The 19,812-nt window shown below is 68.6% G+C and carries 13 protein-coding genes and 2 pseudogenes; 3 read left to right on the top strand and 12 right to left on the bottom strand.

Going from position 1 to position 19,812, the window contains the following annotated elements:
* Positions 1–8: 8 nt before the first annotated feature.
* From ACTWQI_RS16005 to ACTWQI_RS15950, 12 genes are all read right to left on the bottom strand, one after another.
* On the bottom strand, positions 9–1,982 hold the full coding sequence (locus ACTWQI_RS16005; protein WP_443270982.1) for an NPCBM/NEW2 domain-containing protein: 1,974 nt from the start codon (positions 1,980–1,982) through the stop codon (positions 9–11).
* Between the two features lie 102 nt (positions 1,983–2,084).
* A complete protein-coding gene (locus ACTWQI_RS16000) occupies positions 2,085–3,584 on the bottom strand; it encodes a cellulase family glycosylhydrolase (protein WP_443270980.1) in 1,500 nt (499 codons plus the stop codon).
* A gap of 141 nt (positions 3,585–3,725) precedes the next feature.
* Positions 3,726–6,170 carry a glycoside hydrolase family 2 protein gene (locus ACTWQI_RS15995; protein ID WP_443270978.1) on the bottom strand — a complete coding sequence of 815 codons (2,445 nt, stop codon included), beginning with the start codon at positions 6,168–6,170 and terminating at the stop codon, positions 3,726–3,728.
* A gap of 469 nt (positions 6,171–6,639) precedes the next feature.
* Positions 6,640–7,899: an ROK family transcriptional regulator gene (locus tag ACTWQI_RS15990; RefSeq protein WP_443270977.1), complete on the bottom strand. Its 1,260-nt coding sequence runs from the start codon at positions 7,897–7,899 to the stop codon at positions 6,640–6,642.
* A 124-nt stretch (positions 7,900–8,023) separates the two neighbouring features.
* The gene (locus ACTWQI_RS15985; protein WP_443270975.1) at positions 8,024–8,542 is read right to left on the bottom strand and encodes an SDR family NAD(P)-dependent oxidoreductase; all 519 of its coding nucleotides are present in this window, start codon (positions 8,540–8,542) and stop codon (positions 8,024–8,026) included.
* A 98-nt stretch (positions 8,543–8,640) separates the two neighbouring features.
* The gene (locus ACTWQI_RS15980; RefSeq protein WP_443270973.1) at positions 8,641–9,153 is read right to left on the bottom strand and encodes a helix-turn-helix domain-containing protein; all 513 of its coding nucleotides are present in this window, start codon (positions 9,151–9,153) and stop codon (positions 8,641–8,643) included.
* A 338-nt stretch (positions 9,154–9,491) separates the two neighbouring features.
* Positions 9,492–10,166: a heparin lyase I family protein gene (locus ACTWQI_RS15975; protein WP_443270971.1), complete on the bottom strand. Its 675-nt coding sequence runs from the start codon at positions 10,164–10,166 to the stop codon at positions 9,492–9,494.
* Positions 10,167–10,516: 350 nt separating this feature from the next.
* On the bottom strand, positions 10,517–13,378 hold the full coding sequence (locus ACTWQI_RS15970) for a glycosyl hydrolase family 95 catalytic domain-containing protein (RefSeq protein WP_443270969.1): 2,862 nt from the start codon (positions 13,376–13,378) through the stop codon (positions 10,517–10,519).
* A gap of 77 nt (positions 13,379–13,455) precedes the next feature.
* Positions 13,456–14,802, bottom strand: a complete 1,347-nt coding sequence (locus tag ACTWQI_RS15965) for a Gfo/Idh/MocA family protein (protein WP_443270967.1) — start codon at positions 14,800–14,802, stop codon at positions 13,456–13,458.
* Positions 14,799–15,617, bottom strand: a complete 819-nt coding sequence (locus tag ACTWQI_RS15960) for a carbohydrate ABC transporter permease (RefSeq protein ID WP_443270965.1) — start codon at positions 15,615–15,617, stop codon at positions 14,799–14,801. The genes ACTWQI_RS15965 and ACTWQI_RS15960 overlap by 4 nt, the downstream gene beginning before the upstream one ends.
* Positions 15,614–16,642 carry a carbohydrate ABC transporter permease gene (locus ACTWQI_RS15955; RefSeq protein WP_443271048.1) on the bottom strand — a complete coding sequence of 343 codons (1,029 nt, stop codon included), beginning with the start codon at positions 16,640–16,642 and terminating at the stop codon, positions 15,614–15,616. Before ACTWQI_RS15955 ends, ACTWQI_RS15960 begins: the two co-directional genes overlap by 4 nt.
* A 5-nt stretch (positions 16,643–16,647) precedes the next feature.
* The gene (locus tag ACTWQI_RS15950) at positions 16,648–17,958 is read right to left on the bottom strand and encodes an ABC transporter substrate-binding protein (protein ID WP_443270963.1); all 1,311 of its coding nucleotides are present in this window, start codon (positions 17,956–17,958) and stop codon (positions 16,648–16,650) included.
* A gap of 183 nt (positions 17,959–18,141) precedes the next feature.
* Between ACTWQI_RS15950 and ACTWQI_RS15945 the strand changes: the two genes are divergently transcribed.
* The 3 genes and pseudogenes from ACTWQI_RS15945 to ACTWQI_RS15935 all read left to right on the top strand — a co-directional run.
* The gene (locus ACTWQI_RS15945) at positions 18,142–19,296 is read left to right on the top strand and encodes an ROK family transcriptional regulator (protein WP_443270962.1); all 1,155 of its coding nucleotides are present in this window, start codon (positions 18,142–18,144) and stop codon (positions 19,294–19,296) included.
* 125 nt (positions 19,297–19,421) lie between these two features.
* Positions 19,422–19,511: pseudogene (locus ACTWQI_RS15940) on the top strand (IS5/IS1182 family transposase); the annotation flags it as partial.
* A pseudogene (locus tag ACTWQI_RS15935) lies at positions 19,488–19,787 on the top strand (phage integrase N-terminal SAM-like domain-containing protein); the annotation flags it as partial. The pseudogenes ACTWQI_RS15940 and ACTWQI_RS15935, both read left to right, overlap by 24 nt.
* Between the last annotated feature and the right edge of the window lie 25 nt (positions 19,788–19,812).

Here is a 19,812-nt window from a genome sequence, read left to right as displayed (position 1 = left end):
CCGCGTGGTCAGCAGGTGATGGTGGCCGAGGCCCAGTCCGCGTGGTCGGAGTTGTTGCCGTCACCGCCGTCGGTGACCTGGAGGTCGAGCATCCGCACACCGGTCACGTCGGCTCGGACCGGCACGGCCACCGCACCGCCCCGCAGTACCGGGGTGACGGCGAGTTCACGGCCGTCTCCCAGTACTCGGAACATCACGCTGCCGCGGCCGTCCGTCTCGTCGTCCACGCCGACCTGCGCGGAGAACGCGGAGCAGGCGGTGCCGAGGTAGATCCGCACGGACGACGAGGCGTGCACGCCCAGGCCGGTCTGGTACCGGACACCGCCGATGGTGATCGGCCCGCCGTCGGCGGCGGACTGCTCGCCGTTGCTGCGGTCGCGTTCCACCGGGCCCCAGCTGTTGACCGCCGAGACGAACGGCAGACCCGAAACGCTGTGGGCGCCCTTGGGCGGTGCGGTCACCAGAGGCGGCGCGATCTCGCTCCATCGCGACTGCGCACCCGCCGTCGTGTGATAGCCCGCCGCCGCGGTCAGCTTCACGGTCGCGGCCGACGTGATGGGTCTGGCGGTCACCGTCCAGGTGGCGGTGAAGCTGCCGCCGGGACGCACGAACGGCGTCTCGCGCACCGACGGGCCGTTGAGCACCCAGCCGTCCGGCACCTGGAGCTGTACCCTGGCGGCGATCAGCGGGGACGTGCCGTCGTTGACCAGGCCGGCGGTCACCGCGAACGGCCGGGCGCCCTCGACCAGCTCCGGTCCGGCCAGGGTGAACGACGTCAGCGGAGCGAGCTTCGCCGTGCCTCCCGGCCACACCCGGTACGTCACCGCGCCGTGTGACGGGACGCCACCGCGGATCATGCCGGAACTCGCGTGCTGTTCCTTGCTCCACAGGTCCTTGACGCGGTACGACCTTCCCGCCGGCAGCCCGAGTTCGGCGGCGGTCGCGCCGATGGCGGCGTTGCCCGCGCCGCGGTTGAGCAGGACGACCGCGACCGAGCCGTCCGACATGGGCTTGGCCCACACCTCCTGGTCGCCGTCGTCACGCACCTTGCGACCCTGGGTGCCCGACCAGTCCTGGTTTACCGCCAACAGATCACGGTTGAGCAGGATGCGCCTGGTCGCGTCGTCCATCGAGCGGACGTCGTTGCCCGCGATGAGCGGCGCGTTGAGCACGGACCACAGTGCGAAGTGCGCGCGGTACTCGGCGTCGGTCATGCCGCCGTTGCCGACCTCCAGCATGTCCGGGTCGTTCCACCCGCCTGGGCCCGCGTACCGCTCCAGACCGACCTGCTGGTCGAGGATGCCCATCACCGACGTCCAGTTGTCGGAGATGTCGCCGGTGGTCCGCCACAGGTGTCCGCCGACCTCCCGGCCGAGCCCTTCCCACGGCCGGTTCTGACCCCACTCGCACAGGCTGTAGACGATGTTCCGGCCGGTCTTGCGCAACGCCTCACCCATCGCGCGGTACCGGTCCAGCGCCGGGCGGTTCTCGTTGGAGCAGTTGTCGTACTTGAGGTAGTCGACGCCCCAGTCCGCCCACGTCCGCGCGTCGATCTCCTCGTGGTCGAGGCTGGCGGGGAAGCCCGCGCACGTGTGCGTTCCCGCCGAGGAGTAGATGCCCAGCTTCAGAGCCTTGCCGTGGACGTAGTCCGCCAACGCCTTGATACCGCTCGGAAAGCGTGTCGGGTCCGCTTGCAGCCTGCCCGCGGCGTCACGTTCGCGTGCCATCCAGCAGTCGTCGATGTTGACATAGGTGTACCCGGCGTCACGCATCCCCGACGACACGATGGCGTCCGCGGTCTGCCGGATGAGGTTCTCGTCGATGTTGCACCCGAACTCGTTCCACGAGTTCCACCCCAACGGCGGAGTGGACAACACAGCGGCCGTTGCTCCGGAAGGCTCGCCGCCGGCCGCAGTCGACGTGGTGAAGGGGACGGAAAGGGGAAGCAGTGCCGAGACGATCAGGGCAATCTTGCGACGCATGAACGCCCTCCTTGGTGCTCGGGAGTACCAGCGGACACCGATATCTGCAACGTGCGACGGGGCCCGCCGCCTTGCGGCAGCGGGCAACCGACCGGTGTTCGGCTACGGGGTGTCGTAGGGGTCTTGGCGGAGCAGGTGGGCCTTGAAGCCCTCGCCGACGCCGGGCTCAGGTGTGCCGTTCCAGTCCTTGATGAGCACCGCACCTGTGCTGCACCCCCACGGGTTCCAGGTCCACGCGAGGTAACCCATGTCGTGCGCGTCGGCCCAGTTCACCAACCGCTGCATGTAGTCGAAGCCGCAGTTGTCCTGGCCGAACTCACCGACCACGACCGGGACCTGCCGTGCCAGCGGGGCGATCTGGCTGTCCCAGCAGGATTCGTTGGCGCAGGCGTTGAAGCTGTAGGCGTGCCAGGACGCCGCGATGTTGTTCAACGGGTCGGTCGGCTTGTGGGTCAGCCACTCCCGCATGTCGTTGGCCCACTCCAGGCCGCCCAGCATGAGGACGTTGGTCGCGCCGGTGGCCCGCACCGCGTCGACCAGGTCCTGCATGCCGGCGGTTTCATAGGGGAGGCCGGTGCAGGTGCCCCCATCCCGCCAGCACTGCCAGCCCAAGGTCTTGTTCCAGTCGCTGCCGATCTCCGGGTAGGGCTCGTTGAACAGGTCGAAGACGACGGCGTTGTTGCCCTTGAACGCAGTGGCGACGCCGGTCCAGAACTGTGGGGCGTACCGCGCGTCCGGCATCGGTTTCTGGCACATCGCGTGCTCGTCCTTGCAGTGCCAGTCCGGCCCGTTCGCGTAGGCGCCCCAGGTCCAGTGCAGGTCGAGGATCACGTTGATGCCGTTCGCCACCAGCAGGTCCACGTAGTCCTTGACACCCTGCTGGTAGGCGGCACCGCCGGGCGAGCCGTTGACACCCAGCCAGCACTCCTCGTTCAACGGGATGCGCACCGCGTGGATGTTCCAGGTCTTCATCGCGTTCACCGACGCCTGGTCCACCGGACCGCCGTCCCACAGGCCCTTGCCCTGCACGCAGGCGAACTCGCCGCTGGAGCGGCTCACGCCCAGGAGCCGGTACGGCTTGTCCTTCTCGGTGACGATCTTGTTGCCGGAGACGCGCAGCGCCGGTGCGGGACCGTCGACCGGGGGAGTGGTCGGGTCGGTGCCGGTGCACGCGGCACCGTTGACGGCGAAGTCCGTTGGCTTGGCATTGCTGCCGCTGTAGGAGAAGTTCGCCCCTGCGCTGACGCTGCCGCCGGCCGGGATGGTGCCGTTCCAGCTCATGCTGGTGACGGTGACCTTCTTGCCCGACTGGGACCAGTTGCCGCTCCAGCCGTGTTGAAGGGTCTGGTTGCCGGCGTAGGTGTAGGTCAGCGCCCAGCCGTTGACCGCCGATGAACCGACGTTGGAGACGGTCACATTGGCGCCGAACCCGCTGCCCCAGTCGTTGGTCGTGTAGTCGACCCGGCACGCGAACGCGGCCGCCGCGCTCGCGTCACTCGCCCACGACCCGCCCGCCGCTGCCATCAGGGCCGTGCACGCGATGGACGCCGCGGCAGCTAACGCGGCGAGCGCGGTGCGGCGTTTTCTGACTGTTCCCGACATCAGCACTCCTTTGTGCAGGTGACGTTCAGCTCCCGGAGTCGTGGCCGAGTGAATCAACAGCGTTTATCGGCTCCGAACTCCGGGCGCACGGCTATTGACTTTTATGCTCACCTCGGTCGCACACCCGGCTTGACGAGTGGTTCACGAGGCGCCCGACGCCGACGTGTTGGCGCAGCGAAGCACGCGCGGGTGCAGCAAAGCGGCCGGTTCGTGCAACTTCTCCGACGTGCGCACGATGAAGTGGTGTGCTTCGCCGGCGGTCAGCGAGATGAGCATGTCGTCGACGACCGCGTCGGCGGCCACCTTGTCGGCCAGCAGGCTGAGGTCCCGGACGTACGAGGTGGCCCGCACGTCGACGCGGTACCCACCGGCCACGGGTGTGACGCCGGCGGTGAACGGTGCCGGGTGGTAGCGGAGGTCGAGGTCTTCGCCGAACAGGTGGTGGGTGCGGACGTCGCCGGCGGTCGCGACCAGCACTTCGCTCGCCGGGTCGGTGGGTTCGAGGAGGTCATCGGTCAGGGCCAGCAGCGCGGTGGATCGAGGGGGCACGTTGAGCCGCAGTTCGGCGGTGGCCAGCAGTTCGCCGGCGAAGTCCTGCCGGGTCACGTGCACCGCACCCGCCCAGGGCTCGTCGTGGTCGTTGATCGCGACCAAGGTGGGCCTTTCCCTGCGGAGCTGGACGGTCAGCAGCCGTGGCGCGAACGCGTGCTTGAGGGCGTAGTAGAGGGGCTTGGGGCGTTCGTCGCTGTCGATGGCGGACCACGAGGTGACCGGCCAGCAGTCGTTGAGCTGCCAGACCAGGGCTCCCGCCGTCCGCGGCCACCAGGAGCGGTAGTGCTCGATGCCGAAGGCCACCGCGCGGGCCTGGTTGAGCTGGGTCGCCCAGTGCCACTGCTCGAAGTCGGCCGGGGGCGGCAGGTGGGGTGCGAGGCCGCGGTCCAGTTTGCCGTTGCCGTCGTCTGCTTTCTGGTGGAGCAGGAATGCGGGCGAGGTGGGCGTCAACGGCTCGTCGTGGACCCATCGGGTGAGGGTGGCCCAGGTGGGTGGCCCCTGGAAGCCGAACTCGGCGCAGAACCGCGGGACGTGGTCGCGGTAGTGCGTGTAGTCCAGGAAGTTCCAGACGTCCCAGTCGTGGCGGGTGCCGTGGTCGGCGTCGTTGGGTGGCAGGTCGCCCAGGCTGTGCGGGCTGCCCGGTGCGTACGGGCGGGTGGGGTCGAGTTCTTCGACGATCTTGGGTAACAGCTCGTGGTAGTAGCCGCCGCCCCAGCTTCGCCCCTCCAGGCCGTCCTCCCAGCCCCAGTCCGTGTAGGCGGGGAGGTTCTCGTTGTTGCCGTTCCACAGCACGAGGGACGGGTGGGCGACGAGGCGGGTGAGGTTCTCCTGGGCCTCGGCCTCGACCTCCCCGCGCAGTGGTTCCTCTTCGGCGTAGTAGGCGCACGCGAAGGGGAAGTCCTGCCACACCATCACGCCGCGTTCGTCGCAGGCGTCGTAGAAGTCGTCGGTTTCGTAGATGCCGCCGCCCCAGACCCGCAACATGTTCATGTTCGCGTCGACGGCCTGGTCGATCCGGCGGGCGAGCCGCTCGCGGGTGATCCGGGTGAGGAAGTGGTCGTCCGGGATCCAGTTGGCACCCTTGGCGAAGACGCGCTTGCCGTTGACGACGAAGACGAACGGGGTGCCGAACTCGTCCGGTTCGGTATCCACGGTGACGGTGCGGAACCCGATCCGGCGCCGGATGGAGTCCACCTGCCGGCCATCGGCCAGCAGCGCGACGGTCAGGTCGTAGAGCGGCTGGTCGCCGTAGCCCACCGGCCACCACAACCGGGCGTCCGGCACGAGCACGGTGACGTGCGCGATGTCGCCGGTGATCGCCATTTGTTCCGCGCGGTCGCCGACCGTGACCAGCGCGGTGTAGTCGCGATCCGCGGCGCGGTCGAGTTCGAGGTGCACGTCGACGCGGCCGGTGCCGTCGGCGTCGACGGTGACGAGCGGGCGCACCTGGGCTATACGGGCGGTGTCCCAGCGTTCCAGCTGTACGGGTTTCCACAGACCGGCGGTCTGCAGGTCGGGCCCCCAGTCCCAGCCGAAGGAGCAGGCCATCTTGCGGATCGCGTTGTACGGGTGCGGGTACGCCCGCTGGCGCCAACCGAGTTCGGCCTCCGCCTGCTCGGCGTGGGTGAGGGCGGACCGCAGCGTCACGGTCAGGTCGTTGCCGCCGTCGCGCAGCGATCGCCCGACGTCGAAGCGGTAGCCGCGGTGCATGTTGACGGTGCGGCCGAGCACATCTCCGTTCAACTCGATGGTGGCGACGGTGTCGATGCCATCGAAGACCAGTTCCACTCGCTCACCGACCTGCGGCGCCTCCGCCTGGAACGTCGTCGAGTACTGCCAGTCGACGCGGTGCAACCAGGTCAGCGCCGCCTCGTTGCGGTCCAGGTAAGGGTCCGGGATGAAGTCCGCGGCCATCAGGTCGAGGTGGGTGCTGCCGGGTACCTGGGCGGGCACGTCCCGATCGACGAGGACCTCCGGCACCGGGCCTCCCACGGCGCGCAGACGCCAGCCGTCGTGCAAGTTCGAGCGCGCCATGGCAGCCCTCTTCCTTGTTGGTCGACGCAGGGTCGAAGACCAGGAAGATAGTTACTCAGGCAGCCGAAGTAAGTCAACACCCTGGTACGACGAGTGCTGAGGCCTGCTGTGCTGTCGCTGGCTGATCGGCAGCCGTCCCGCATTGACGGCGTATTAGGAAACTGAATAATCACGCGGTGCAGACGGCTGTCGTGACACGCCCGCGCGCAACCCATCGAGGAGGACGTCGTGATGGTGTCGAGGCTTCCCGGCGCGAGGTGTGCGCGCCGCACCCGTCCTGCTCGCTGCGGCGGTCGTGGCCGCGGGCTGCGGACCGTCGGACACATCTGCCGGGGCCCGAGAGTTCCACTCTGGTGGCACACACCGGCCAGTCCGGCGACTACCCGATCAACTTCAACCCGTACGCACAGACCAACATCGGCGGGACGGGGACTGCTCGCCGCGCCGCACTAGCCCTGATCGCAAATGATCAGGGTGTCCCGCCCGCACCGGCGGGCACCGGCCGCGCCCCGTTCTCGGAGCGGCCGTGGCCGAGTGTCAGCTCGCTCTGCAGGACGAGAACCGCCCCGCCGATCGCCGCCGCGTCCGACCCGTTGACCGACGGCACCACCCGCACCGGGTGCGCCCGCCGAGCGAACAACCGGCGGTCCACCTCCTGCTGGATCACCGCCTGGTAGATCGAACCCGCCACAGCGAAGCTCGGCCCGGCCAGGACGATCGCATCCAGGTCGAATAGGCCCGCCAGGGTGACCGCGGCATGACCGAGGTAACGCGCCGACCGCTCGACGAGTTCACGGGCCTCGGGATCGCCGGCGTTCGCGGCTGCCGCGATCCGCGCGAACTCGGTGAGGAAGTCATCGCCGGCCGGATCGAGCGCCAGCCGTCGGGCGAGTCCCGGTGTCGCCAACGCCTGCCGGACCAGAGCCGACGGGCCGGCGTAGTTCTCCAGGCACCCGACGTTGCCACACGTGCATTCGTCGCCGTGGACGTCGATCGAGATGTGGCCGATCTCCGCAGTGTTCGACGAGCTGCCCCGATACACCTCACCGGCGACCACCACCCCGCCGCCGATTCCGGTGGCCATGTAGATGCAGCCATAGGTGCTGTGCGGGTCCACCGCACCCATCCAGTACTCGCCGATGGCGGCCGCCGAGGCGTCGTTGTCGAGTAGCACGGGCAGGCCGAGACTCTCCGCGAGGCGCTGCGCGACGGGGTAGTCGCACCACTCCTCGGTGGGCTGCGGCGTCAACAGCACACCCGCACGCCGGTCCTGCGGACCGTAACTGACCAGGCCGACCCCGAGCACCTTCTCGCGGTCGACAGCCGCCGTCGTCAGCAGGGCATCCACCTGTGACGCCACCAGCGGCAGCGCCCGCTCCGGCGGCATCGACGCCACGCCTTGGAACGAAGTCCGGGCCACCGGTCGTCCAGCCAGGTCGACGACCACCATGACGCACGTGTTGCGCTCCAGCAGGACGCCCACGCCGTAGCGGGCCGGCGGGTTGAGCTGGACCAGCGTGCGCGGCTTGCCACCCGTCGGCGCACCACGACCGACCTCGACGACCAGGCCGTCGCCCAGAAGCTCTCTCACGACCTCGGAAATCGTCGCCCCGGTCAGACCGGTCGCCGCCGCGATCTCCACCCGGCTGATCGTGCGCGCAGCCCTGATCACATCCAGGACCACGCCGCGCGTCTTCGGCCGGCTTGCCCAGATCGGGCTCCTCGCCACGGTTCCACCCTCCACCCGGCTGCTTTGCCAGGCTACTTTATTTACTGGCTCGCCAGGCTACGAGGTCGGCAGCCAGCTCATTCCCTCACTGTGGTCGGTGGCTGCACATGGTTGCTCGACCGGATCACGTGCAGAGCCGGTCGCCATAGGGGGTGCCGCAGCTCGAGCGGGTGAGGTATACGGGGCCGTAGATCTCCGGGGTCACCGGCCATCGCCGCTCTGGGGGTTGCCCCACTGGTGGGAGCCGGTTCCGACGGGCTTCTACCGGGAGGCCAGGCTCCGGAGGAGTACCGCGGAGACCGAAGCGGGCAGGGCATTCAGCGTGCGAACCAGCGCGGCTGTCGGCCACGGGAAGTAGGCCTGCGCCAGTTCTCTTTCCAGAGCACGGATGACGCAGCGTGCCGCCACGCTCCGTGCTGACCTGGAAGGGTTTGGGCAGGCCGTCGGCGTTGACCCGGTCGGTCGCCACGAAGCCGGGGTGGATGCTGGTGAACCGGATTCCGCTGGGCGCCAGTTCGACGCGCGCGGCGTCGATGAGGGTGCGGGCGGCGGCCTTCGCGGCGGAGTAGGGGCCTTGGCGGGGGATGCCCATGAGCCCTGCCAGCGAGTTGGTGTGGGCGATCAGCCCTCTGTATCTGCACATCCTGTCGTCCCGACACTGCAGAGGGTCTTCGCAGGTCAGAGCCTGTGAGGACCCTCTTTGCGTGCTCCGGTTCCGGGCGTCGAGGTCGAGCTTGCCGCTCATCGGGTCCGGGCGCTCAGGCCGACCAGGTCACACAGCTCGCCCATGGTCGCCGGGGGCCGGTCCACCAAGGCCTGCCACAGCTCCTCCTCGGCCGGGGCCAGCCCCAGCGCCTCCAGCATCCCGGACTCCCACGTCTGGGGCTGGTCCGGGAGCCGGAACGGCCGCAGGTGCCGGACGCCGGCCGGTACGCCGTCGGGGCTCGCCGGACCCGGGCCCGGCGAATCGAGGAAGGTGCGGCGGGACGGCTCCGTCTCCACCAGGCTCCGTTCAGCCAGCTCCAGCAGTTCCCACCGCTCAGCCTGATCGGCACCCGTCACTTCCAACCAGCGCCGCACCATGTCCAGGCTCACCCGGAACCTCGCCAACTCCGTCCGCGATACCCGTGACTGGTTCGTGCCGATCCGCTGCGCCAACTGCTTGCCGGTCAGACCGGCCCGCAGACGCAGGACACGCAGCTGTCGACCAAGCCGCTCCATGGTGTCGGTCGGTGGCACAGACTCACTCACCATGTCCTTCCCAAGCCGTAGTCATCTGTCGAAGCACTCTGATTCGCTGTTTACTGCAGGAATCGCATGACTCGCTGTTGTCCGGCGGGCGTCGGCACCGTCATGAAGACCGTGCCTTACGTGGTGAGGCGGCCGAGTCGCTTGTGGCAGCACAGGCTGCGGTAAGTCGACGTTCCCACGGGCGACGGAGATCGGTGGCCAGCGACCGTCCAGACGGAGTTGGGTGTGGGTGGCGATGACCAGCCATGTCCAGCTTCGCCCTGTTCGTTTACCGGCACCCCCGCCCCGCATGCCGCCCTCTATCCCAAGATGGCGGCGGGGCGGAGGCGCATACCGGAACGTCAGCCGTTGGGGATGGCCTCCTGCCAGGTGGTGGCGATGCGCGGCCGGTAGAGGTCATGGGTCTGGGGGCCGTTGACACTGGAGCGCCGGTAGATGCCCCAGTGCACGTTGTTCTCGCTGCCGTCCCACGTCTGTCCGTAGTGGGTGGTCGAGCCGTTGGCCAGCGTCCGCCACTCGCCGTTGTACCAGACCTTCACGTAACCGACGCTGCGGTTCTCCGAGTAGCGGATCTTCAACATCATCGAGAACCACTGGCCCTGCTGCAGCGGCGTGGACCACACAGTCCGCCCGATCTGGGTGCCGTTGATGTCCTCGTCGTTCCGGAGCGTGAGCCGCCCGCCGCCGACCCCCAGGGTGAGCGGGTGATTAGCCACATTGGTGCCGTGGCACTTGAGCTGGAGAATGTAGTTCCACGTGTTCGTGGTGGGCGCGGAGACCCGGGACTTCCAGCCGATGTAGACGGTCATTCCGTCGGTCAGGAGCCTTCTGGCCACGGCCATCTCGCAGCGTTCGCTGTTCCCGTCGGTCACCTCTTTGATCCCGAACCGGACCACGTTGCCGTGCTGCGCGTCGTTCTGCCAGTTGATCGTGCCGTTGGGGCAGGTCCCGTAGCCGGGCAGGCTACTGCCGCCCTGCCAGATGATGGTGGCGTGGCTGGCCGGCGCGATCGCCATCACCAGAACGAAGGCAGCCGCGACGACACCAGCGCCGGAGTACCACCGACGGGCTCTCGAGAAGAACCAACCGGAGCGATCGGTACGACGGCCCCGCGCTGATGGGTGGGTTCTTTCCCGTTGGAGTGCCATGCGATCTCCCGGATGTGGTTGTCCAGACGAATCCATCACTTTTCGAACGGGGACGCCTTCGGGGCAGGCCACCGGTCCCACCGCGTGACCTCGCCACGGCCTTCACGCCATGCGGCCGGTGAACCTTCAGGTGAACGGACTGACGAAACGGCCCCTGTGGACGCACGCCCCCCATCCGGCGCGCCGCCACGGCGCGCCGGACATCGGCTGCGTGAGCGTCAGCCTTCACCACCCCCTTGTCTGGTCCCGTGCCCCGGCACCGTGACCTCGATCGTGGACGGCTGCGCCGTGATGCGGTACGTCTGGCCGACCGTGGTCGGGAACGAGATCACACCGCCGTCGACCTGGTGGGGCACGACCCGGCCGCTGCTGTCGACGACGGTCACCGGCTCGTCGCGCCACGGATTGGCCAGTGCGAACCGCTTGCCCCTGTCACTGGTGACGTCGACGTACCGGACCGTGCCGTTCTTCTGCTCGGCGGAGAGCACAAAGGCACCCTTGGCGCGCAGCCGTACGAACTTCGCGTCGCGCTCTCCCGGCCAGGACGGGAAGACCCGGGTGGTGCCCTGATAGGTCTGCAGCATCATCGAGTTGACCGTCTCGATCGAACCGGACGTCTCCTGCGCGCCACCGAACTGGCGGACCGTGTGGTTCTTGCGCCACAGGTTGTTGATGACGGTCTTGAACTTGCCGATCAGGTCCTCCGGGTCCCAGCCGACGCGTGCCGCGATGGTGAACGTCTTCGGGAAGCCGTTGCCGGAGGAGCCGCGGGAGCCGGGCAGGAACGGGTCCACCCACTGCAGGGTGTTCCGGGCCAGCTGCAGCATCCGCGGGTCGCCGCCGATCGCGAGGTTGTCGCTGGGGTGCACGACGCCCTCGAGGTTGATCGGCTGGTCGTTCTTGTTGAGCAGCAGGTTGCCCTTGATCGGATTCTCGATCTTCGAGGCGAGGAGGATCACGTCCAGGCCGTCCCGGACCCCGAGCGGGTAGGGCGTGAGGTTGTCCAGGACCGCCTGCCACCGCGGGCGCAGGTCGGCGTCCACACCGAGCGCCTTGCTGCCGTCGATCAGCGCGGTGAGCACCCGGCGGATGTAGCCGAGGTCGTAGACGGAGTTGACGTCGTCGCCGCCCTCGTTGACCCCGCTGTGCTTGACGATGTACTTGCCGGTGTCCGGGTCGGTTTCGACGAAGTCCATCCAGAAGGCGCCGAGTTCTTTGAGGAAGGGGTAGGTCACCGTGCGGTAGAACTCGGTGTCGCCGGTGTACTCGTAGTTCATCAGGAACGGCAGCGCGGCGAACGTGCCGTTGGTCTGCTGGTCGCTCGGCAGCTTGTCCGGGTTCTTCGTCCCCGCCACCGGCGTCGGCGCCGGTCCCGGCCGCGTCGTGTCGTACGGCGTGATGGACCGCTGGAACGTGATCCCCTCGTACCCCGCCGCATGCGTTTTGTTGCGCTGGTACGGGATCTGTGCCTGGATGACCTTGTAGTACGGCTTCGCCAGCTCGGGACGGTTGGCGCCGTACACACCGTAGAACTGGGACTCGGTGTTGTAGTTCAGGAAGTAACGGTTGCCGAGGTTCCCAGAGTCCGTGGTGCGCCACGGCGAGTAGGTTCCGCCGGGGAAGAAGCCCTCACGGTTCGCGGCGGCGACCGCGTACAGCGCGCCGTAGTAGAACTTGTTGAGCGTCTTGTCGCCCGTGCTCACGTACGACTTGAGCCAGAACTTCTTCCACCAGTCGCGGTGCGCCGACTGCGCCGAGTCCACGCCGGCCCCGTCGATCCCGGTCACCCGAGCGACCGCACGGTCCCTGAATGTCTGGACGCTGGTGGGGTTGTTGTACGAGCCGTTGCCGTGCACGGAAGTGACCAGCCGTACCGGCTTGCCGGGCTGCAGGTCGAAGGCGAGCCGGGCGACCCCGCTCGACGGGGTACTCGCGGTGACGGCGGTCGGCGAGCCGAGGACCTTCCCCGAAGCGGCGGCCCGCGACACCCAGTTGGTGCTGTTGTCGGCGCCGGTGGTGCGGGTCACCCACACCTGACCGTCGCGGGCGACACCGGCGCTGCCCGAGGGCACCGTCAGATCGACCCGCAGGGGCACCTTCGCCGCGCTCGCCTCCGTGCTGAACTCCGTGACCAGCAGATCCTCACCGTCGGCGGTCCAGGTGCGGGTGCTGACCTTCTGTCCGCCGATGGTCTGCGTCCCGCGCACCTCGGCGTTCTGGATGTCCTGGAACTGCCGGTACGCGGGGTCGGCGGTGCCCGAGCCCGGGGTGATGACGTTCGTCGAGCCGTGGAAGAGCTGCAGGTCGCGGATGTACGCCTTCTGGTTGGGGTCGTCGGGGACACGTACCGCCGCGGTGATGTTCAGCCGTATGTAGCGCGCGGAGAACGCCGGCACCGTGCGGTCCGTCAGCTCGTTCGTGTTGTCGGTGACCGTGTCGACGTTGGTCCAGTTCGTGCCGTCGTTGCTCTTCTGGAGCGCGAAGTCCTGGGTGTTGAGCTTCTGGTAGTTGTCGGCGCGGCCCTGGTAGCCGTTGTGGCGGACCACCCAGCGGTCGACGGTCCGCTCGGTGCCGAGGTCGACGGTGACCCACTGCGGGGCCGTCGTGCTCGCGTTGGTCGACGACACCCAGCGGGTCTCCGGGTTCCCGTCGATGACACAGGAGGCGGTGCACTCCAGGGTGTCCTTGGTCGCGACGGTGGCGGAGCCAGCGTCAGCCGGGCTGCCGACGCTGATCTTGCCGAAGAAGCCCTGCCCGCTGGAGACGTTCCAGTAGTCGGACTTGGCCATGTAGTACGTCTGCCGGTGGTCCCGGGCGTCGGTGGTGACGGCCAGGTCACCGTTGCCGAGCAGCAGCCCGGTCGTGTAGCCGGTGGTCTCGACACCGCTCAGCGTGGGCGGCGAGGTGTAGGCGTCGTCGGCCTGGGCGAGCAGGGTCTTGATCTCGGCCCATTCCTCTTCGGGCGTGGCCGCGGCGGGGCGTTCGGCGGCGGTCGCGGTGGGGGTGAGCGGCAGTGCGGCGAGGGTCGCCGCGACGAGCGTTAACGCGAGCCCTGTCCGGGCCCGTCTCGTGGCTTTCATGGGCGTCGCTCCTCGTGGTGTGTGTGAGGATCATGGGCATGACAACTGCCGTGCCCGGTGGAGCGGAGATCAATGGCTCAGAGCGAGACCACCGTGCCGGTCAGACGGGCGCGCTCGGCGGCGAAGACGACCCGGTGGCTGTCCACGCTCTCCTCGATCCCGGAGAGGATGAGCTCCAGGCGGCCCTGGTGCAGTGCGTCGACGAAGGACCTGATCAGGTTCTCGTCACCGCCCGCGTGGCCCTCGGCGGCCGACGAGCCGTCGAGTGAGGTGTCGATGGTGGTCGTGCGTTCGGTGCGGAAGTCGTACAGGTGGATGTGACGGCCGTCGCCGGTGAGCTGGCCGCGCGTCCCGAAGATCTTCGTGCGCCGGTTCTCCAGCGGCGTGAACGCGGTCATCGTGAACGACGCCGTGGCCCCGCCCTCGTACTCCAGGTTGACCACCTGGTGGTCGACGACGTCGTTGTCGCTCGCGTACACGCACCGCCCGTACGGTCCCTCGGCGAGTGCCTGGGTGACAGCTTCCTCGGTGAGGACGCCTCCGGTCATGATGCGGGTGAAGTACTGCTTCGTACCGCCCTTGTACAGTCCGTCGCGGTACAACCGGGTCGCCGAGTACGCGCAGCAGTCCTGCAGCGGGCAGTCCAGGCAGCGGTCGGTGGCCTCGGCGGGCCGGTTCTCCGGGCGGAAGTGAAGAAGCCCGCCGAAGGAGGACGTACGGACCACGGGGCGTCCGATCACGTATCCGAGCCAATCGATGTCGTGGCACGACTTGGTCAGGAGGCTGAAGGCTGTCTCGTCGGTGCGCCGCCAGTTCCCGCGGACGAAGGAGTGCGCGAAGTGGTAGGCACCGACGGGTTCCAGGTGCTCGACACTGACGATGTCACCGATCGCCGGCAGGAGTTGCTTCACCTTGCGCGTGTACCGCGTGTACCGCATGACGTGGCACACCGCGATCACCGCGCCGGTCCGGGCGGCGACCTCGCCGATCGCGACCGACTCGGGCTCGGTCGGGGCGATCGGCTTCTCCAGCAGGATGTCGTAACCCTGCTCGGCGAACACCTTCGTGGGCGCCAGGTGGTCGGCGTCCAGGGTCGCGACGATCACCGCGTCCGCGATCCGGCCGCGCGCGGCCAGCTCCCGCCAGTCCGCGAAGACGTTCTCCGCGGCGATCCCGTGCCGGTCCACGAAGCCCTCGCGCACTGCGTCCCGGGTCTCGGCGACCGCGACGATCTCGGCACGCTCGGGCCACTGCGCCGCGAGCCCCGCGTAGGCGGCGCCGCGCGCGCCCGCGCCGACGACGGCGATCCGGACCGGCCGGTCCAGTGGTGCGCCGATGTGCGCCCGCAGGTTCGCGTGCGTGCGCATCTCTGGTTCGCCGGCACCTCCGGCGGGCGTGGCGTGTGTGTCCATGGTGGTGGTCATCCCTTGACGGCTCCCCCCGTGAGGCCCTTCACGAAGTGCTTCTGCAGTACGAGGTAGAACAGGAGCACCGGCAGCGTGGCCATGAACATCAGGCCGAACATGCCGCCGAAGTCCCGCTGGAACTGCCCGAGCGAGCGGTAGACGCCCACGGTGACCGTGGTCCCGCCGACCGGGCCGAGGATGATGAGCGGATTGAGGAAGTCGTTCCAGATCCACACTCCGAGGAAGATCAGCACGCTCGCGGTAGCGGGCCGGAGCAGCGGGAACACCACCCGCCAGAACGTGCCGAAACGGCCCGAGCCGTCCATCGCCGCGGCCTCCTCCAGCTCGATCGGGATCGTGCGGACGAACCCGGAGAACACGAAGACTCCGAACGGCACGTAGTAGCCGACGTTGAACAGCACCAGGCCGCCGATCGTGCCCATCAGCCCGGTGGTGCCGAGGACTTCGGTGACCGGGACGAGGATCACCTGCGGCGGGATCATCAGCCCCGCGAGCAGCACGAGCAGCGCGACCCGGCCGAAGCGGCTGCGCGTACGGGCCACGTAGTGACCGAGCATCGCCGAGACGACCGTGAGGACGACCATGGACAGCAGCGTCACGGTGACGCTGTTGATCAGGCCGTCCCAGAACAGCCGGTCGGGCCGGGTGAGCGCGTCCGCGAGATTGTTCAGCGTCGGCGAGACGGGCAGCGAGATGGGCGAGGCCGTGATGTCGGGGCCGGGCTTGAAGACGTTGGTCAAAACGAGATACAGCGGCAGGAAGAACGCGGCGGCGACGAACAGCGCCACCAGCGGCCGCACATAGGGCTTCACAGGTCCACCTCCCTGCGCTTGAGCACGTGCAGGACCAGCGAGGAGACCACGGCGACGATCACCAGCATGAGGACGGCCATGGCCGAGGACAGGCCCGTCCGGTTCTCCGTGAACCCGGTCTGAATGACGTTGAAGGCGAGCGTCGCCGTCGTCCCGAGGCCGGGCCCGCCCGCGGTCAGCACCTGCACGTGGTCGTACGCCTTGAAGCCGGTGATCAGCAGCATCACCGTGTTGAGCGTCATCGCCGGAGCGAGCATCGGCCAGGTGACCTTGCGGAAGCGCAGCCATACGCCCGCGCCGTCGATCTCCGCGGCCTCCAGGAGTTCCTTCGGCACACTCTGCAGCCCGGCGAGATAGACGACCGAGCAGAACCCGAGCATCTGCCAGGAGATGACGAACCCGATCGTGTACAGCGCCAGATCTGGGTCCGACAGCCAGCCGGGCGGGCTCGCGACACCGAGCCCGTGCAAGAGCGTGTTGATCAGCCCCTCGTCGGACAGCATGGCCATCCACACCACGCTGACCACGACGGAACTGAGCACGACCGGCACGAAGAACACACTGCGCAGCGCGTTGTAGAGCCAGCCCCGCCGGTCCAGCAGCATCGCCACCGCGACCCCGCCGGCATTCGGCAGGATCACGATGATCAGCGTGAGGACGGTTGTCACCCGCAGCGAGCGCAGGAAGGCCTCGTCGCCGAGCAGCGTCGTGTAGTTGCGCGCGCCGATGAACTGTACGTCGTGGTGGAAGAGATCGGCGTTGGTGAGGCTGTATCCGAAGCTGAGCAGGATCGGCGCGAGGACGAAGCAGGCGTAGACGAGCAGGCCGGGGGAGGCGAACACGAGCGCGTACGACCAACTCGCTCGTCGTCCGGCGCGGCGGCGGGTGGCCCGGTGTGCAGCGCCCGCCCCGTCGCCGGGCGCTGCAGATAACCCTCCCGCGGGCGGGCGTTCGCCGCCGGCCGGATCGTCGGTGCGCTTCCCTACCGCCGTGGCGCGGCCGGACGTCTTACCGTCGACCAGCATGCCGGTCACTCGCCGCCGGCCTTGGCCCACTCCCGGTCCAGGAGCTTGCCCGCCTCGGCGCCGTCCGTCTTCCCGGCGATGATCTGCTGGGCGATCGCGAAGACCTTGTCGCCGACACCCGGCAGCAGCGCGTCGTCGCCGGTCTCCACAGTGAAGGCGTTCACGACGGACCCGGACTTCAGGACGTTCAGCGTCTCGGTGTAGACGGGGCCGACCTTCGGCGGCTCGTAGCCCTTGATCGCGATGATCGCCGCGTCGGTCTGCACGAGGACGTCGTTGTTCGCAGCGTTCTGGTTGAACTCCAACGCGAAGGTCCGCGCAGCGTCCAGGTGCTTCGACTTCGCATTCACGATCGGGCCGCCGCCGGTGTACGCGGGGATGACGGTCTTGCCAGAGTCCGTGGGCCAGGCGAAGACGCCCACGTCGAACGACGGCTTGTTGGCGTCGGCGGATGCGGCGAACCACGAACCCATCGGGTACATGGCGCCCTTGCCGCTCAGGAACGCCTTCTCGGTCGCCGGATAGTCACGCGACAGGCCCGCCTTGTCGACGTACCCCTTCTTCACCAGGTCGGCGAACTTCTGCGTCGCCTTCACGAAAAGCGGGTCGGAGAACGTCACCTTGCCCGCGCGCCGCTGCGCGAGGAAGTCGGGCTTCTGGCTGTAGACATCGGAGCCGACGAGTGCGATCCACAGGTACCCGGCGGCGAACGCGTCCTTGCCGCCGCCGCCGACCACGAACGGGTTGATGCCCTTGGCCTTCAACTTGCCCGACACATCGAGAAGTTCCTGGTACGTCTTCGGCGGCGCCGTGACGCCCGCGTCGGCGAACAGCTTCTTGTTGTAGTAGACCAGCGGGGTCGGCTGGGTGTTGTAGGGGAGTTGGTAGATCTTGCCGCCGAGCGGATTGGACCGCGGGTACTCGTACTGCTGCAGTTCCTTGTCGCTCCACGCGTACAGATTGCCGCTCTCGGCGAAGCCCGCCGGGGCGATGGCCTGCATGACGTCGGGAAGCTGGCCGGATGCGAGAAGCTGCTTGGCGTATGCGTTCCGCTCGCCGGCGCTGGGCGCGACGATCTTCTTGACCTTGATGTCCGGATGCTTGTCGGTGACGCGCTTGATCGCCGCGTCCCAGTACTCGGGCGTGAGGTTCGGCGTCTCGAAGACGAGGAAGGAGATCGTCTTCTTCCCACCCCCGGACGTCTCGCCGTCGCCGGGTAACTGGCTTCCCGCGGGCGCGCACGCCGCGAGTGCGACGAGTGCGAGCGCGCTGAGGCAGACGGCCGTCCTTCTCGGCTTGCTCGTCGGCTCTCTCATCGGCTCTCCCTGGTCCTCCCTGTTCAGCCCGAGAATCAGCACGGGTACCGCGAACTCTGGAAGTTATTTAATCTGGGGTGGTTTAATAATCCAGCCCGGTTCCTTGTCTAGCACCGGGTCCGAGCGGGCAGCAAGAGTCGTGCACGCGACTTTCGGACGGAAGCCGAACTGACAGGGGGACACATGGCGAGACTGTCGCGCGGGGACCCGTCACTGCTCAGACGTCTCAACGTCGTCGCGGTCCTGCGCTCGCTGTACGACGCCGGTGAACTGACCCTCACGGAACTGGTGAAGGCGAGCGAGGTCTCCCGGCCCACCGTCGAGGAGATCATCGCCGACCTGGAGGAGCAAGGCCTCGTCGTGGAGGTCACGGTGCAGCCGGGCGCGCCCCGACCGGTCGGCCGCCCCGCGAAGCGCTACCGCTTCCGGGAGAACGCCGGGTGCCTCGCGGGCCTGGACATCGGCCCGCACAAGGTGCTGTGCCTCGTCTCCGACTTGCGCGGCGAAATCGTCGGCAGCGCACGGGTCGACGTACGCCCCGAGATGAGCGCCGCCCAGCGGCTCGCCGCTGCGCACTCCGCCGTCAAGGAGGCCACCGGCGGCCGCAGGGTGCGGGTCCTTGGAGTCGGCACCACCGGTATCGTCTCGGCCGGCAAGGTTGTCCGCAGCGACCGGCTGCCCGACTGGGAGGGCGTGGACCTCGTCGCGGAGCTGGGCTCGGGGCGTCCCTACCCGGTGCTCGCCGGAAACGACACCAAGCTCGCAACGCTGGCCGAGCACTGGCGGGGCGCGGCCCACGACACGGGGGACGTGATCTACCTGCTCGTCGGCCGGTCCATCTCGGTCGGTGTGCTGCTCGGGGGCAAGATCCACAAGGGCTACAACGGCGGCGCGGGCGAGATCGGCGTACTGCGCCAGCTCGGCTGGCACACGGCCCTCGACGGCTTCCTCTCCTACGGCAAGGACGACCCGGCGTCGGGCCCGTCCAGCGAGGCCGCCAAGAGGGTCTTCGACGCGGTACGGGCAGGGGACCCGGGAGCCGCGGCGATCGTGCAGGCATTCGTCGCGGACCTGGCCACGGGCGTCGCCGCCACGGTCCTCACCGTGGACCCCCAACTCGTGGTGATCGGCGGAGGACTGTCCCAGGCGGGCGACCTGCTCGCCGAGCCGCTGCGCGCGGAGCTGGCCCGGCTGTGCCTCTTCCCGGTGCAGGTCGAGACCTCGGTCCTGGGCGACGAGTCGGTGGCGCTCGGCGCGGTCCGGCTCGCCCTCGACCATGTGGAGGCGGAACTGTTCGGCGTGGCGGGAGCGGTGGGGAGGCCGGGCGGGGAGGTGTGACCGGTACGTTCCCCACCACTCCGGCCGGTCGGTCGGTGGACGTGGACCGGCAGGGCCACCCGACCCGGACGATGTGGGTCGTCTGGCGTGGCGGTATCCGGCCGCGCACCCTCGCCGATGTCATCGAGCACCTCGCGCCGCTGCTGGCGATCTCGTCGGCACGGCGCCCGCGGAAGGACACTGTGCACATCGTGGACGGCACCCTGGTGCCATCCGTGACCGCGGGGCTCCCGAAGACCTGGGAGGGCTTCCTGCGGGACTGGGACCGCTCCTTGCGGGCGGGAACCTATCCGGAGACCACCCGCTACAATTATCTGCTGGCCGCCGCGCAGTTGGCCCGATATCTGGGCGAATACGCGCCGGACCCGGACGCCGACGACGCGGCCGAGGACCCGACCGAGGTCACCCGCGGGCATGTGGAGGCGTTCCAGGCGTGGATGATCGAAACGCGGTCGGCGGCGACCACGCTGAACAAGCACAAGGGCCTGCAGCAGTCCTTCAAATTGCTGATGGTCG

The organism is Streptomyces sp. KR80 (assembly GCF_052245555.1).
Lineage (GTDB): Bacteria > Actinomycetota > Actinomycetes > Streptomycetales > Streptomycetaceae > Streptomyces.
Note: the sequence above shows the minus strand (reverse complement) of the source record. Positions and strands in the feature narration are given on the sequence as shown.

Bases quoted from the DNA above. Each gene is read 5' to 3' on its own strand.
- ACTWQI_RS15975 (WP_443270971.1), bottom strand. From the start codon at position 10,166: ATGGCGATCGCGCCGGCCAGCCACGCCACCATCATCTGGCAGGGCGGC.
- ACTWQI_RS15985 (WP_443270975.1), bottom strand. From the start codon at position 8,542: ATGTGCAGATACAGAGGGCTGATCGCCCACACCAACTCGCTGGCAGGG.
- ACTWQI_RS15980 (WP_443270973.1), bottom strand. From the start codon at position 9,153: ATGGTGAGTGAGTCTGTGCCACCGACCGACACCATGGAGCGGCTTGGT.
- ACTWQI_RS16000 (WP_443270980.1), bottom strand. From the start codon at position 3,584: ATGTCGGGAACAGTCAGAAAACGCCGCACCGCGCTCGCCGCGTTAGCT.
- ACTWQI_RS15955 (WP_443271048.1), bottom strand. From the start codon at position 16,642: ATGCTGGTCGACGGTAAGACGTCCGGCCGCGCCACGGCGGTAGGGAAG.
- ACTWQI_RS15970 (WP_443270969.1), bottom strand. From the start codon at position 13,378: ATGAAAGCCACGAGACGGGCCCGGACAGGGCTCGCGTTAACGCTCGTC.
- ACTWQI_RS15965 (WP_443270967.1), bottom strand. From the start codon at position 14,802: ATGACCACCACCATGGACACACACGCCACGCCCGCCGGAGGTGCCGGC.
- ACTWQI_RS15945 (WP_443270962.1), top strand. From the start codon at position 18,142: ATGGCGAGACTGTCGCGCGGGGACCCGTCACTGCTCAGACGTCTCAAC.
- ACTWQI_RS15995 (WP_443270978.1), bottom strand. From the start codon at position 6,170: ATGGCGCGCTCGAACTTGCACGACGGCTGGCGTCTGCGCGCCGTGGGA.
- ACTWQI_RS15950 (WP_443270963.1), bottom strand. From the start codon at position 17,958: ATGAGAGAGCCGACGAGCAAGCCGAGAAGGACGGCCGTCTGCCTCAGC.
- ACTWQI_RS16005 (WP_443270982.1), bottom strand. From the start codon at position 1,982: ATGCGTCGCAAGATTGCCCTGATCGTCTCGGCACTGCTTCCCCTTTCC.